Source organism: Streptomyces niveiscabiei (assembly GCF_033794345.1).
GTDB lineage: Bacteria > Actinomycetota > Actinomycetes > Streptomycetales > Streptomycetaceae > Streptomyces > Streptomyces niveiscabiei.
The window spans coordinates 1-14,231 of the sequence record NZ_JARAYJ010000078.1 but is presented as its reverse complement, the minus strand read 5'-3'; the positions used below and the strand labels follow the sequence as shown (position 1 = coordinate 14,231).

General features: G+C 72.7%; 11 protein-coding genes. 6 read left to right on the top strand and 5 right to left on the bottom strand.

The annotated features are described in order from the left end of the window. The 4 genes from PV682_RS43480 to PV682_RS43465 form a co-directional block, all read left to right on the top strand. Positions 1-181: winged helix-turn-helix transcriptional regulator (locus PV682_RS43480; protein WP_319738407.1), on the top strand; the 181-nt coding region annotated here is incomplete at its 5' end. 145 nt (positions 182-326) lie between these two features. After that, positions 327-1,574, top strand: coding sequence for a PucR family transcriptional regulator (locus tag PV682_RS43475; protein ID WP_319738405.1), 1,248 nt, complete (start codon positions 327-329; stop codon positions 1,572-1,574). Between the two features lie 233 nt (positions 1,575-1,807). Then, positions 1,808-3,616: an AMP-binding protein gene (locus PV682_RS43470; RefSeq protein ID WP_319738403.1), complete on the top strand. Its 1,809-nt coding sequence runs from the start codon at positions 1,808-1,810 to the stop codon at positions 3,614-3,616. Between the two features lie 53 nt (positions 3,617-3,669). After that, a complete protein-coding gene (locus tag PV682_RS43465) occupies positions 3,670-5,232 on the top strand; it encodes a tannase/feruloyl esterase family alpha/beta hydrolase (RefSeq protein ID WP_319738402.1) in 1,563 nt (520 codons plus the stop codon). A 455-nt stretch (positions 5,233-5,687) separates the two neighbouring features. On the opposite strand, the gene ppdK is transcribed toward PV682_RS43465, so the two are convergent. Next, positions 5,688-8,327 (bottom strand): pyruvate, phosphate dikinase, encoded by a 2,640-nt coding sequence (gene ppdK / locus PV682_RS43455; RefSeq protein WP_319738401.1) that lies wholly within the window; start codon positions 8,325-8,327, stop codon positions 5,688-5,690. Between the two features lie 245 nt (positions 8,328-8,572). Between ppdK and PV682_RS43450 the strand changes: the two genes are divergently transcribed. Beyond that, entirely contained in the window at positions 8,573-10,144 is a 1,572-nt protein-coding gene (locus tag PV682_RS43450) for an oleate hydratase (protein WP_319738399.1), read from the top strand. Between the two features lie 64 nt (positions 10,145-10,208). Here the strand turns inward: PV682_RS43450 and PV682_RS43445 are convergent, their stop codons facing one another. Beyond that, positions 10,209-10,583 (bottom strand): MarR family winged helix-turn-helix transcriptional regulator, encoded by a 375-nt coding sequence (locus PV682_RS43445; protein WP_319738396.1) that lies wholly within the window; start codon positions 10,581-10,583, stop codon positions 10,209-10,211. 9 nt (positions 10,584-10,592) lie between these two features. Here PV682_RS43445 and PV682_RS43440 point away from each other — a divergent pair, with 9 nt between their 5' ends. Next, a complete protein-coding gene (locus tag PV682_RS43440; protein ID WP_319738394.1) occupies positions 10,593-11,498 on the top strand; it encodes an SDR family NAD(P)-dependent oxidoreductase in 906 nt (301 codons plus the stop codon). A 148-nt stretch (positions 11,499-11,646) separates the two neighbouring features. Here the strand turns inward: PV682_RS43440 and PV682_RS43435 are convergent, their stop codons facing one another. The 3 genes from PV682_RS43435 to PV682_RS43425 all read right to left on the bottom strand — a co-directional run. After that, a complete protein-coding gene (locus tag PV682_RS43435; RefSeq protein WP_319738393.1) occupies positions 11,647-12,465 on the bottom strand; it encodes a universal stress protein in 819 nt (272 codons plus the stop codon). Positions 12,466-12,470: 5 nt separating this feature from the next. Continuing rightward, entirely contained in the window at positions 12,471-13,493 is a 1,023-nt protein-coding gene (locus tag PV682_RS43430) for a zinc-dependent alcohol dehydrogenase (protein ID WP_319738392.1), read from the bottom strand. A 27-nt stretch (positions 13,494-13,520) separates the two neighbouring features. Further along, the coding region (locus PV682_RS43425; RefSeq protein ID WP_319738388.1) for a universal stress protein at positions 13,521-14,231 on the bottom strand (711 nt) is incomplete at its 5' end.

Sequence of the window (14,231 nt, the reverse complement as noted above, 5' to 3'; positions counted from 1 at the left end):
AACCGGCGGACTGATCACCCGCACCGTCCTCGCCAGCCGCCCACCGACCGTCGAGTACGCCCTCACCGACCTCGCCCGCGGCGCCACCACCGCACTCCAACACCTCCAGGACTGGGCCGAGGAACACGTCGGCGACTACGTCCACCACCGACACACCCACACCACCCACCCGAAACCCTGAGAACGGCCGGCGCGGGCGGGTCGCGACCGGTGTGCGGTCCCATCAGGCGGACGGGGCCGACGTCTCCGGTCGCGGTCTTGCCGAGCGCCGGTTCATCCCCGTGCTCTCGCGGCGCACCGACGCACGGCTCCCCTAGGCTGAGGCCGTGATACGCCGATCAGGTCAGGTGGCCGCCCTCAGTGAGGTGGCCGACGTCATCGCCGCTCAGCGGCAGTCGCTGGCCGTGGCGGCTCTGGAGGCCATCCGGGCGGAGATTCCGCGCTACGCCGCCCTCACGGACGAATCGCTGCTGGCCGACGTGGTGACGCATGTGACGGAGGCGGTCGACGCACTCGGCGTCAGCCTGGCACACGGCCGGCCGGCCACGGACGAGGACGTGGCGTTCGTCCGCCCGCACGCCGCGCGGCGGGCCCGGCAGGGCATACCCCTCGTCGATTTCATGCACGCGCTGCGCATCACGCACCGCGTGATGTGGGAGGCGATCGCCGACTGGGCGGTGCGCAGAACCGGCGGGCGTGACGTCGCGCTGGAGGCGAGCGGACTCGTCATGGAACTGATCAACCGAGGCAGTACGGTCGCAGCCCGGGCCTATCTGGACGAGGAGCAGTTCCTGGCCGTGGAAGGCGACCGGGCACGCCGGGACCTGCTCGAAGACCTGCTCGCGGGTCGGGAGCCGGCACCGGGGCCACGGCTGACCGCGGCCACGAAGGCCGGGCTGCATCCCGACGCGCCGTGTGCCGTACTGGTCGCGGTGCCCGTGGCCCCCGTCGACGACGCGTACGGCCTCCGTTCCGCCGCGTCGGTTCTGGGGCAGGCCGCGGGCGACTCGGCCCGTGCGCTGACGGTGCTGCGACAGGACGAGATCGTGATCGTGCGGGCGTTGCGCGACAGCGCCTCCGGCGTGCCAGGGGCACCCGTGAGGGCGGCCTGGCGGAGGCTCGCCGGCCAGGGGACACGGCTCGCGGTGGGCATGAGCACGCGGTACGACACCGTCATCGACCTGGGGAAGGCGTACCACGAGGCCGTCTCCGCGCTGGGCACTCTGCCGCCGGAGGGCGGTGTCGTCTGCCTGTCGGATCTCAGCGTGCTCGACTATCTGACGCTCCGGGCGGACGAGACCGCCGCACGGATCGTGCCGGCGGCGCTCCGCACCTTCGTGACCGAGGACTCCGGGGCGGGCGGCACCCTGATCAGGACGGTCGAGGAGTACGCGGCCAGCGATCTGAACGTGAAGGCCGCGGCCCGGCGGCTCGGTGTCCACATCAACACCGCGCATCACCGGCTGGCTCGTGTCGAGGAACGGACCGGGTGCGACCTGCGCAGGCTCGCCGACCTCCAGGAGCTGCTGATCGCGATCAAGCTGTTCGGGGGCGGTTCCGGCACCGCTGTGTGATCCGATCACCTCCGCGGGCGGGGGCCCGATCTCCTTTCTCCGCAGCGGTGTGATCCGATCACAGTGCAGCGACCGCTTTGTTGGGCGTCATGCCCGATGCCCTGCGCGCCGGGGATGCCTAGCGTTGCCGTCGTCGAACCCGCGCGCTCACGCCGCGCCGTTGCCGATGCCGCCGTAGGTGTGCGCGTCAGGCCTGTCGAGCGTGAGTTCCGGTACGAGCCGATCGACGGGAAATGATCCAGATGACCGACCCCTCCTCCGTACCCGCCACGCTCTGCGACGCCTTCCAGCGCACGGCGGCCGTCGCGCCCGACACGGTGGCTCTGCGCACCGTGGGCGGGACGCGCACCGTCACCTGGCGGGCCCTCGCCGAGGACGTGCGCCTCCTGGCGGCCGGACTGGCCGCGCTGGGAGTCAGGCGTGGGGACACCGTCGCGCTGATGATGACCAACCGGGTCGAGTTCTTCCCCGTCGACCTCGCGGCCCAGCATCTGGGCGCTGTCCCGTTCTCCGTCTACAACACGCTGCCGGCGGCCCAACTCGCCCATGTCCTGCGCAATTCCGGAAGCAGGGTGATGGTGTGCGAGAGGCAGTACCTTCCCGTCGTCCGGGAATCCGGCGTGGCCGTCGAGCACCTCGTCCTGGTGGACGGCGACGAGGCGGAAGGCACCCTCAGCCTGGAAACCCTCCGCGCTCAGGGCCGGGCGAACACCTCGTTCGACTTCGACGCGGCCTGGCGCGCCGTCCAGCCGGACGATGTGCTCACCCTGATCTACACCTCGGGAACGACCGGACCTTCGAAGGGCGTGGAGATCACGCACGCCAACCTGCTCGCCCAGGCCGCGGGGGTGGCGCAGGTCCTGGACTTCCGCTTCGGCGACCGGACCACCTCCTACCTCCCTTCCGCCCATGTCGTCGACCGCTTCACCTGCCTGTACGCGCAGGCGATCTTCGGGGTGCAGGTGACGGTGGTGCCCGACATCAAGGAGATCGGCACAGCGCTGCCGGACTGCCGGCCGACGGTCTGGTACGCCGTCCCCAGGGTCTGGAACAAGCTCAAGCGGGCCGTGGAGCTCGGCATCGAGAGCGAGCCGGACGCGGCCCGGGCTGTCCGCGGGGCGCTGGAGAACGGCCTCGAACGTACGCGCCTGCTACAGGCGGGCAAGCCGGTCGACGCCGGGCTCGCCGCGGCCGATGCCGGTGTCCTGTCGGCCCTTCGCTCCCGTCTGGGGCTGGACCAGGTGCGGTGGGCGGTGACCGGCGCGGCACCCACGCCGCCGGCGACCCTGGAGTTCTTCGCGGCGCTCGGCGTCCCCATCTGCGAGGGCTGGGGCATGTCCGAGCTGAGCTGCTTCGGTGCCGTCAGCCCGCCCGCGCGGGCACGGTTCGGCAGCATCGGCACGCTGCTGCCCGGCCTTCAGGCACGCCGGGCCGCCGACGGCGAACTCCTGGTACGAGGGCCGTCGGTGGCGAAGGGGTACCGCAACGACCCCGAGCGGACTCGCGAAGCCTTCACCGAGGACGGCTGGTTCCACACCGGCGACGTCATCGTGTCCGACGCGGACGGCTACCTGACCATCGTCGACCGCAAGAAGGACCTGATCATCAATGAAGGGGGCAAGAACATCTCGCCCGTCACGGTCGAGACGGCCCTCACCACCGCCAGTCCCCTGATCGGCACGGCTGTGGCCATCGGTGACAGCCGCCCCTACATCACCGCGCTGCTCGTCCTGGACGCCGAGGCCGCGGCGGCCTTCGCCGCCGAGCACGGGCTGCGCCCGGACCCGCGCTCCCTCGCCCGCTCCCCCTTGCTGATCGCCGCCTTGACGGCCGCGGTGGCCGAGGGCAACAGCCGGCTGGCACGGGTGGAGCAGGTCAAGCGCTTCCGGGTGATCCCCGCGTACTGGGACGCGACGAGCGACGAACTCACCGCCACCTTGAAGCTCAAGCGGCAGAAGGTCGCCGAGAAGTACGACGCGGACATCGCCGCGCTGTACGCCGACCCGATCCCCTCCGGCATCCACGAGCCGGCCGGCCGCTGACCGGCCCGGCCCCATCCGCACGGACAGGAAAGAAAGCCAGGAGGTAGGCAAGCATGAAGTGGAAGCCCTCAGCCGACAGCGCTGAGCACACACGGTCCCCGCACGGCCTGGTCCGACGCCGACTGGCGGTCTCCGGGGCTCTGATCCTCGCGGCGGGGTTCTGCGCCACGCCGGTCCACGCGGCGAGCGCTGCGGGCACCGTGCGGTCCGGCCAGCCGGTCCGGTCCTGCGAGAGCCTCACCGATCTGCGCTTCCCGGACGGCACGACGGTCACCAGCGCCGCGCAGACCACCGCCGCTCCGGCGGTCTGCAACGTCGAACTGCTGGTTCCGCAGCACATCCACATGCGCGTGTCACTGCCCGTCGACACCTGGAACGGGCGCTTCCAAGGCGTGGGAGGCGGCGGCTTCAACGGCTCCGTCCCGGACACGCAGACCGCGGCCAAGGCCGGTTACGCCGCCGCGGGTTCCGACTCCGGTCATACCGCCGACTCCGGCGACGCCTCCTGGGCCTGGTCCCAGAGCGGCATGAACGCGTCCCTGATCAACGACTTCATCTCGCGTGCGCTGCACGAGACGACCGTCAAGGGCAAGGCCGTCACGCAGGCGTTCTACGGCACGTCGCCCAGGTACTCGTACTGGAACGGCTGCTCCAACGGAGGCAGGGAAGGTCTCCAGGAGGCGCAGGTCCAGCCCCGCGACTACGACGGCATCCTGGCCGGTGCGCCGGCGATCCGGGCGGACCGGTTCCTCCCCGCGGCGATGTGGCCCCAGGTCGTGATGCGCGAGCTCGGCGACTTCGTGCCCTCGTGCAAGTTCGACGCGATCAACCAGGCCGTCACCGCCGCGTGCGACAGCCGCGACGGCGTGACCGACGGCGTCATCACGGACCCCCGGGCCTGCCGCTTCAACCCCACCTCGCTGGTCGGCACCGCGACCCCCTGCGGCACGATCACGGCCAAGGACGCGGCGGTGGTCAAGCGGATCTGGGACGGGCCGCGACGCCCGGACGGCACTCGCCTGTGGTACGGCATCCTGCCCGGCGCCTCGTTCACCAGACTCGCCGCCACCGCGAACGGCGACGGAGTCCCGACGCCCCTCGCGTCGGGCTGGTTCACGTACTGGCTCGCGAAGAACCCCTCCTTCGACTGGCACAGCCTGACCATGGCCGGCTTCGCCGACTCCTTCGACCAGTCCCGTCAGGAGTGGGGCCCCGTGGTCGGCACGGACAACCCGGACCTCAGCGCCTTCCGCGCCGCCGGCGGCAAACTGCTCCTCTGGCACGGCCTGGCCGACCAGCTGATCCCCCCGCAGGGAACGACCACCTACTACGAGCAGGTCACCGCCGCGATGGGCGGCCGGGCGAAGACCGAGCGGTTCGCCCGCCTCTTCACGGCCCCCGGGGTGGGCCACTGCCGGGGCGGCTCCGGCGCCGCCCCGGCCGACCCGCTCGCGGCCCTGGTGAAGTGGGTCGAACACGGCAAGGCCCCCACCACACTGCGCGCCGCGAACGGCCCCATGAGCCGGCCGCTGTGCCTGTGGCCCGCCGTCGCCCGCTACGACGGACACGGCAGCACGAACGACGCCGCCAACTTCCGCTGCACCGGCCGCCGGTGACGCACCGAGCGTCTCGGCCTGCGCGGGCCGCTGGGGGATGACCGCCTCTTCCCCGTACCTGCCCGGCCATGGATCGGACGTTGCGCTTCTCGTCCACCGCGAACACCGCCGCGTGTGCCGGCGGCGCCAGATACGAGCCCACCACGTCCTCCACCTGGGCGTCGGTGATGGTGCGCGGCACTCCCGGGCGCGGCTCGCCGCCGAGTCCGTCCAGCCTGTTGCGGAGGAATCCCGCCCGCCACGTGGTCGGCCCACCGCCATGGACCAGGTCTCTCGCTCGCCGGAACACGTAAGGACGCACCTCGTTCAGTTGCCGACCGGAGTCAGCCGGCAATGCGCGGCGAGAGCGGCTCCAGCACCCGGCGTGCTCCGGGTGGCGACAGCTCTCCCCGACGGATGTCCGGCCTCGACACCTCCGGCCCTCTGCTGCCGGGCCAGGCACCCGGCCGCCGGGGTCACCTGGTGTCGCTCGCCCCCACCCCCTTCAGCGCCGCGCGCCCCGCTTCGAGCCGGGCGACGGGGATACGGAACGGGGAGCAGGAGACGTAGTCGAGTCCGGCGCGGTGGAAGAAGTGGACGGACGCGGGGTCGCCGCCGTGTTCGCCGCAGACACCGGTCTCCAGGCGGGCGTTGGCCGTGCGGCCGGCTTCGACGGCGAGTTGGACGAGCCGGCCGACACCGTCCTCGTCGATCGTCTCGAAGGGCGACTCGGCGAAGACGCCTTTCTCCAGGTAGAGGGGGAAGAAGGAGGCCTCGGCGTCGTCGCGGGACAGTCCCCAGGTCGTCTGGGTGAGGTCGTTGGTGCCGAAGGAGAAGAAGTCGGCGTTCTCGGCGAGGCGTCCGGCGGTGAGTGCGGCGCGCGGGAGTTCGATCATCGTGCCGATGGGCAGGTCGAGGCGTTCGCCGGTCTCGGCGGCGACCTCGGCGAGGACGCGTCCGGTCTCGGCGCGGGCCAGCCGCAGTTCCTCGACCGTGCCGACGAGCGGGATCATGATCTCGGCCCGTGGCCGGCCGCCGTCGCGCAGCCTCCGCACGACGGCCTCGGCGACCGCCCGCACCTGCATGGCCATGAGGCCGGGTACGGCCAGTCCGAGGCGTACGCCGCGCAGGCCGAGCATCGGGTTCTGCTCGCTCATCCGCTCCACGGCGTCGAGGAGTTCACGGTCGTGGACGTCCGGGTGGGTGGCGGTCGCCAGCCGGACGGCGAGGGCGGTGCGGTCGGGGAGGAACTCGTGCAGCGGCGGGTCGAGGAGCCGGATCGTCACCGGCAGTCCGTCCATGGCCTTGAGGATGCCGGTGAAGTCGTCCCGCTGGAGCGGCAGGAGCGCGTCCAGCGCCTGCGCGCGAGCGGTGCCGTCGTCGCGGGCGAGGATCATCGCCTCGACGAGCGTGCGGCGCTCGCCGAGGAACATGTGCTCGGTGCGGCACAGTCCGATGCCCTGGGCTCCGAGCGCGCGGGCGCGCACGGCGTCCTCGGGGGTGTCGGCGTTGGCGCGCACCTGAAGGCGGCGTACGGCGTCGGCGTGCGCGAGGGTGCCGAGGACCGCCTCGGTGAGCGGTCCGCTCGCGGTGCCGGTCTCCAGGGCGCGTGCGACGTCGGAGTCGGTGAGCGGGAGCGCGCCGAGGTGGACGGTGCCGGCGGTGCCGTCGACGGAGAGGGTGTCGCCCTCGTGGACGACGGTTCCTGAGGCGGTGGTGGCGCGGCGGGCGACCGGGTCGACGGTGAGGGACTCGGCGCCGCACACGCAGACCTTGCCCATGCCGCGCGCGACGACGGCGGCGTGGCTGGTCTTGCCGCCGTGGCTGGTCACGACGGCCTCGGCGGCGATCATGCCGGGCAGGTCGTCGGGGGCGGTCTCGCGGCGCACCAGGACGGTCCGCTCGCCGGCGGCGGCCCGGCGCAGCGCCTCGGCGGAGTCGAAGACGGCGACCCCGACGGCCGCGCCGGGCGAGGCCGGGACGCCGTGCGCGAGGGGGACGGCGGTGGGGTCGGCCGCGAACCGGGGGAACATCAGCCGGGTGAGTTCCGCGCCGTCCACCCGGGCCAGGGCCTCGTCGGCGCTGATCGTCCGCTCCTCGCACAGGTCGTGGGCGACGCGGAACGCGGCCTCGGCGGTGCGTTTGCCGACCCGGGTCTGGAGGATCCACAGCCGGCCGCGCTCGACGGTGAACTCGACGTCGCACAGGTCGCGGTAGTGGTGCTCCAGCGTCCTCAGGTGTTCGGCGAGTTCGGCGTAGGCGGGCGGGACGTGCGTGGCGAGGTCGGCGAGCGGAACGGTGTCGCGGTGCCCCGCGACGACGTCCTCGCCCTGCGCGTCGGGCAGGTAGTCGCCGTAGAGGCCGCGTTCGCCGGTGGCGGGGTCGCGGGTGAAGGCGACGCCGGTGCCGGAGTCGGGTCCGAGGTTGCCGAAGACCATCGCCTGGACGTTGACGGCGGTGCCGAGGTCGTCGGGGATGTGTTCGCGGCGCCGGTAGACGCGGGCGCGCTCGCCGTTCCAGGAGCCGAAGACGGCGCGGATCGCGCGGACCAGCTGCTCGCCGGGGTCCTGCGGGAACTCCTCGCCCGTCGCCTGGCGGATGATCGCCTTGAACTCCTCGACGAGGTCGGGGAGTTCGGTCGCGGTCGCCGTGTCGAACAGGGCGTCGTCCACGCCCATCACCGTGTGGCCGAACATCCGCACGAGCCGCCGGTAGGAGTCCCAGGCGAACCGCTCCCGGCCGGACACCTTGGCCAGGCCGGTGACCGAGGTGTCGTTGAGGCCGATGTCGAGGACGGTCTCCATCATCCCGGGCATCGAGAAGCGGGCGCCGGAGCGCACGGACACCAGGAGGGGGTCATCGGCGGCGCCCAGGGTGCGTCCCGTCTCGCGTTCCAGACCGGCCAGCGCGCGGGCCACCTCGGTGCTGAGGCCGTCCGGTTCCCGGCCGGTGGCCAGGTAGGCGGCGCACGCCTCGGTGGTGACGGTGAATCCGGGCGGGACGGGCAGCCCGAGCCGCGTCATCTCCGCAAGCCCGGCGCCCTTCCCGCCGAGGAGGGCGGCCATGTCCCGGCTGCCTTCGGCGAAGGTGCGGACGTACTGGGTCGGCTTGTTCATCGTGGTCGTGCCGCCTCTCGGTGGTCGGGTCCTCGCCGCGGACCGAAGACGGTGCCCACCGCCGGTCCGCTCGTCACCGCCAGCGTCACGCCACCCGGACCCGTCCGGCATGGGCCGCACGGGGTGCGTCCGGGGCCGGTCGGCCCCGGGAGGGGTCCGACGGCACCTGGTGCGGGAGAGCCGTGCGAGGCGAGGCTCGGCGGTGTCGTGAACGTCCCGGGCACGTCCCCGCGAGGAGTGATGAGATGGCGAAGGCTTATCTGGTGGGCGGCGGGATCGCGGCGCTGGCCGCCGCGACGTACCTGATCCGGGACGGCGGCTTCGCCGGGTCCGACATCCAGGTGTTCGAGCAGCAGCGGCTGCTCGGCGGGAGCCTGGACGCGGGCGGCACGCCGGCCACCGGCTACTCGATGCGCGGCGGGCGGATGTTCGAGGCGGAGTTCCGCTGTACGTACGACCTGCTCTCCCGGATCCCCACGCTCGACGATCCCGCGGTCAGTGTGACGGAGGAGATCCTCGCCGGGCACGAGGAGTTCGCGTGGGACGACATCGCCCGGCTCGTCGACGGGGACGGGCAGGTGATCGACCCGGCGTCGATGGGGTTCGGTGAGCGCGACCGGCTGGAGCTGGTGCGGTGTCTGGCGACGCCCGAGAGACGCCTGGACGACAAGCGGATCACCGACTGCTTCGGCGAGCACTTCTTCACCACCTCCTTCTGGCTGATGTGGTGCACGACGTTCGCCTTCCAGCCCTGGCACAGCGCCGTCGAGTTCCGCCGCTACCTGCTGCGGTTCGTGCACCTGTTCCCGGAGTTCGCGTCGATGTCGGGCATCCACCGCACCCGCCGCCACCAGTACGACTCCATCGTCCGGCCGCTCACGGCGTGGCTCGGCGAGCGGGGTGTCACCGTGCACACGGGCTGCCGGGTCACCGACCTCGGGTTCGCGCCCGGTGTGCGCAGCGGGACGGTCGACGCGATCCACCTGAGCCGCCACGGCCGCGAGGAGCGGATCGCCGTCGCGCCCGAGGACCTGGTGTTCGTCACCAACGGATCGATGACCGACGCCTCCAGCCTCGGCACGCACACCTCGGCGCCGCCGCCCGCCCCCGGACGCTCGGACGCCTGGCTGCTGTGGCACCGGCTGGCGCGGGGCCGGGAGAACTTCGGCCGGCCCGGCGTCTTCGACAAGCACGTCAAGGACTCCCGGTGGGAGTCGTTCACCGTCACCTCGAAGGGCACGGACTTCCTGGAGGCGTTCGAGAAGTTCAGCGGCCGTCCGGCGGGACGGGGCGGCCTGATGACGTTCACCGCGTCGAACTGGCTGCTCAGCGTCGTCGTGCACCGCCAGCCCGTCTACCGCGACCAGCCCGAGGACACCACCGTCTGGTGGGGCTACGCCCTGTTCCCCGGCCGGGCCGGCAACCACACCCCCAAGCCGATGACGATGTGCTCGGGCCGCGAGATCCTCGACGAAGTCCTCCACCACCTGCCCTTCGACGCCGGCACCCGCGAACGCATCCTCGCCACCTCCACGGCCGTGCCCTGCGTCATGCCGTACATCACCAGCCAGTTCCTGGTCCGCCGCCACGGCGACCGGCCCGACGTCGTCCCCGCCGGCTCCGTCAACCTGGCCTTCATCGGCCAGTTCGCCGAGGTCCCCGACGACGTCGTCTTCACCGTCGAGTACTCCGTACGCACCGCGTGGACGGCGGTCTCGCGCCTGCTCGGCCTGGAGAGCCGCCCGCCGAAGGTCTACAAGGGCCACCACGACCCGCGTGTCCTGGCCGCGGCGCTGGAGACGATGCACCGGCGGTGAGGGACCGTCAGCGGTGGGGGACGGCCTGTTCGGCCGTGCGTGTGCTCCCGCTCCGCCCGGTCCGTCAGGACGGGAGTTTCTCGGCGCGGGAGAGGGCCCGCTTGAGCAGGGCCTCCAGCGCGTCCTGCTCGTCCTGGGTCAGGGTGGGGAACAGGGGTGCCGCGGTCAGGACCTCCAGCAGCCGTTCCCGCAGCTCGGAGCCCTGCGGGGTCAGGACGAGCCGCTTGGCCCGGCGGTCGGTGGGGTGGGGGCGGCGTTCGATCAGCCGCGAGGTCTCCAGTTCGTCGATGACGACGGTGGCGTTGGAGGGTTCGCAGCTCATCTTCCCGGCGAGCTCGCGCATGGTCATGGGATCGGTCATCTCGCGCAGGGCCGACGCCTGCGCGACGGTCAGGCCGAGCCCGGTCACCCATTCACGCATGCGCGCATTGCTCTGCATGTCCAGGTCGTGGACCAGTTTGCCCAGCTCCCACTGCGCTTCCGCCTGTTCACGGGCAGGACCGCCGTCGTCGCCGGCGCCGGCCGCGGCATCGGACTCGCCACCGTCCGGACGCTGATCGACGAAGGCGTCCGCGTGGTGGGCGCGGCCCCCACCATCACGCCCGAACCGAAGGAGACCGGCGCGATCACGGTGACGGCGAACCTGAGCACCGCGGACGGCGTCACCTCCCTCATCGACAGCGCGCTGGCCGAGTTGGGCGGCATCGACCTGCTGGTGAACAACGTGGGCGGCGGGGACGAGGCCGTCATGGGCTTCCTCGACGCCGGCGACGCCCAGTGGACCCGCATGTTCGACGTCAACGTGCTGGCCACCGTCCGTGCCACGCGCGCGGCCCTGCCCAGCCTGATCGAGCGTCGCGGGGCGGTCGTCAACATCTCCTCCGCCTCCGCCCGGATGCCTTCGGGCGTCCCGGCCGGCTACAGCGCCGTCAAGCCGGACGTCCCGATCTACACCGGCGCCCGCGAAGCCGAGGCTTCGCTCTTCCTGAACCTGTTCGCCCAGGGGACCGACAACCATCTGCTGGAAGGGCGCCCCGCCCTCGAAGAGCTCCAGTTCACCGGCGACCCCGACGGGAGACTCGAAGGAGTCGACGACGTCTTCGGCGACGGCTCGTTCTTCGCGGTCCTCACCCCCGGACACACCACCGGCCACGTCCCCTACCTCGCCCGCATCACGGCCGGCCCGGTCCTGATGACCGGCGACGTGTGCCACACGCGCTGGGGCTGGGACAACGACGTCGAGCCCGGAACCTTCCTGGCCGAACGGGACGCCAGCCGCGACAGCCTGCTCGCAATGAAGGCCCTGAGCAAGCGGCACCCGAACATGGCCGTGAAGCTGGGCCACCAGCCCTGAGCCGGACGCATACAGCGCGATCGACTCGCCGGCCGGTCAAGGACGGCGGCCCTGATCCCGGCGGCCGTGACGGGACCGCCGGTTCCCGCCGTGGCCCGCGGGAACCCGGGAGCGTCGGGCAGGCGTTCCCGGGCCGGTGCGCGGGTGCTCAGGCCGGTTCGGGGACGACCGCGACGGCGCAGGAGCTGTGGTGCAGGACTCCGTGGGCCACACGCCCGAGCTGGAGGCCGGTGTGTCCCGCGTGGCGGCGGGCGCCCACGACGAGGAGGTCGGCTCCCTCGGCGGCGGTCAGGAGGGCCGTGCGGGCGGGGCCCTCGACGGTGCGGCGGCCGACGTCCGCGGGCGCGTCCTTCAGCGCCTGATCGAGGATCTCGACCGCGTGCTGCTCGTGCAGGCGTGCCGGTTCCCCGGCGAGCAGCGGGTGGTCGCTGGATTCGCGGGCGGGGCAGCGCCAGGCGCGTACGGCGTCCAGGGCGGCGTGCCGCAGCCGTGCCTCCTCGACGGCGAAGTCCAGGGCCGCCGAGGCCGTGCCCCGGTCACCGATGCCGACCACCACGCGGCCCCGCGGGTCGTGTTCGCCGCGTACGACGATCACCGGGCAGCCGGCCCGGGCGGCGACGGCCAGGCTGACCGAGCCGAGGAGCAGTTCCGCCAGTCCGCCGCGTCCCCGGGTGCCGACGACCAGGAGGGACGCCTCGCGGCCCGCGCGGACGAGCGCGTACTCGGGTTCCTCGGGCAGGACGTCGAGCGAGACCGGGACGTCGGGCCGGCGCAGGGCCGCCCGGCGTTCGGCCGTGCGCAGGATGTCGTCGGCGGCGATGTGTCCGGAGCTTTCGTAGCGCCCCCACAGGAAGGCGTGGACCAGGCGCAGCGGGGCGCCGCGCAGCGCGGCTTCGTCGGCCGCGTACTCGACGGCGCGCAGACTGGACGCGGAGCCGTCGACGCCGACGACGACCGGGAGTGTCATCGTCCTCACCGCCCCGCGCCCAGGTCGAACACGATCCGCGCCGTGACCTCGCCACGCCGTACGGCGTCAATCGCGTCGTTGACGTCGGCCAGCGGACGCGTCTCGTACCGGACCTCGGTACGCCCGGCCGCGTGCAGTCGGAAGACCTCGGCGAGGTCCTGCCGGGTGCCGACGATCGAGCCGATCACGCTGGTGCCGTTGAGGACGGTGTCGAAGATCGGCAGGCGGACCGTGCCGTGCGCGGGCAGGGCGACCATGACGAGCTTGCCGCCGCGCCGCAGCCCGGCGCCCACGGCCTCGAAGGCGGCGTCGTTCACCGCGAGGGCGATCGCGGCGTGGGCTCCGCCGTGCCGTTTGAGGACCTCGCCGACGTCCTCCTTGCGGGCGTCGATGACGAGGTCGGCGCCGAGCCGGGCGGCGAGGTCGAGCTTGTCGTCGGTGACGTCGATCGCGGCGACGCTCGCCCCGGCCAGCCTGGCGTACTGCACGGCGAGGTGCCCGAGCCCGCCGACGCCGGAGACGGCGACGAGCTGCGCGGGCCGTACGCCCGCGACCTTGAGGGCCTTGTACGTGGTCACGCCCGCGCAGGTCAGCGGCGCGGCGTCGAACGGCGAGACCCCTTCGGGCACCGGCTGCGCGAAGTCGGCCCAGGCGAGCATCTTCTCCGCGTACCCGCCGTCGCAGCCGTACCCGGTGTTGATCTGCTGCTCGCACAGCGTCTCCCACCCGGACAGGCAGTGCTCGCACCGCCCGCACGCCCGGCCCAGCCACGGTACGGCGACCCGCTGCCCGACCGTGAGCGTGCTGACGCCCTCGCCGAGCGCCTCGACCAGGCCGACGCCCTCGTGTCCGGGGACGAACGGCGGGGTCGGTTTCACGGGCCAGTCGCCGTGCGCGGCGTGGATGTCGGTGTGGCACAGCCCGGACGCCTCGACCCGGACGCGGACCTGGCCGGGGCCGGGCTGCGGGTCGGGGCGTTCCTCGATGACCAGGGGCGCGCCGAAAGCTCGTACGACCGCTGCCTTCATGGGGGATTCCTCTTCTCCGGTGGTGTGTCAGTCGTGGGGGACGACGGCGACGGGGGCCGCGCAGTGGTGCAGGACGGCGTGGGTGACGTGGCCGATGTGGGTGCCGAAGGGGTTGTGCCGGGTACGGCGTCCGACGACGACCAGAGAGGCGTCGCGGGCGGCGTCCACGAGCCGGACGGCCGGGTTGCCGTAGCGGACCTGCTCGGTGACCTCCACGCCGGGGTGGTCGCGGCGCCAGGGCTTCAGGACCTCGGCCAGCTTCTCGGCGTCGCCCCGCAGGAGGGCTTCGTGCAGGGTCGGGTCCGCGGGGGTGCCGTAGGCGATGTACGGGGGCGGGTTCCAGGCGTGCACCACGCACAGGGGGACGGCGCGGCGGGCGGCCGTCTCGAAGGCGAAGGTGAGGAGGGTGGCGTCCGGGCGGTCGGTGTCCAGGCCCAGGACGACCGGGCCGGGGGAGATCTGCGGGTCCTTCTTGACGAACACCACGGGGTGCTGGGTGTGGGCCAGGACGCTGAGGCCGACGGAGCCGAGCAGGAAGCCGACGGTCCCGCCGAGTCCGCGTGAGCCCAGGACGAGGAGTTCGGCGTCCTTCGCCGCTTCGATCAGGGCGTCGGCGGGGTGGCCGGTGACCTGCGTGGTGGTCACCTGGATGCCGGGGTGGCGTTCGCGGAGGCCGGCGGCTGTTTCGCGGGGGATGCGGTCGGTCCAGTGCTGGTGGGTCTCGGCGCCCAGGAGCGG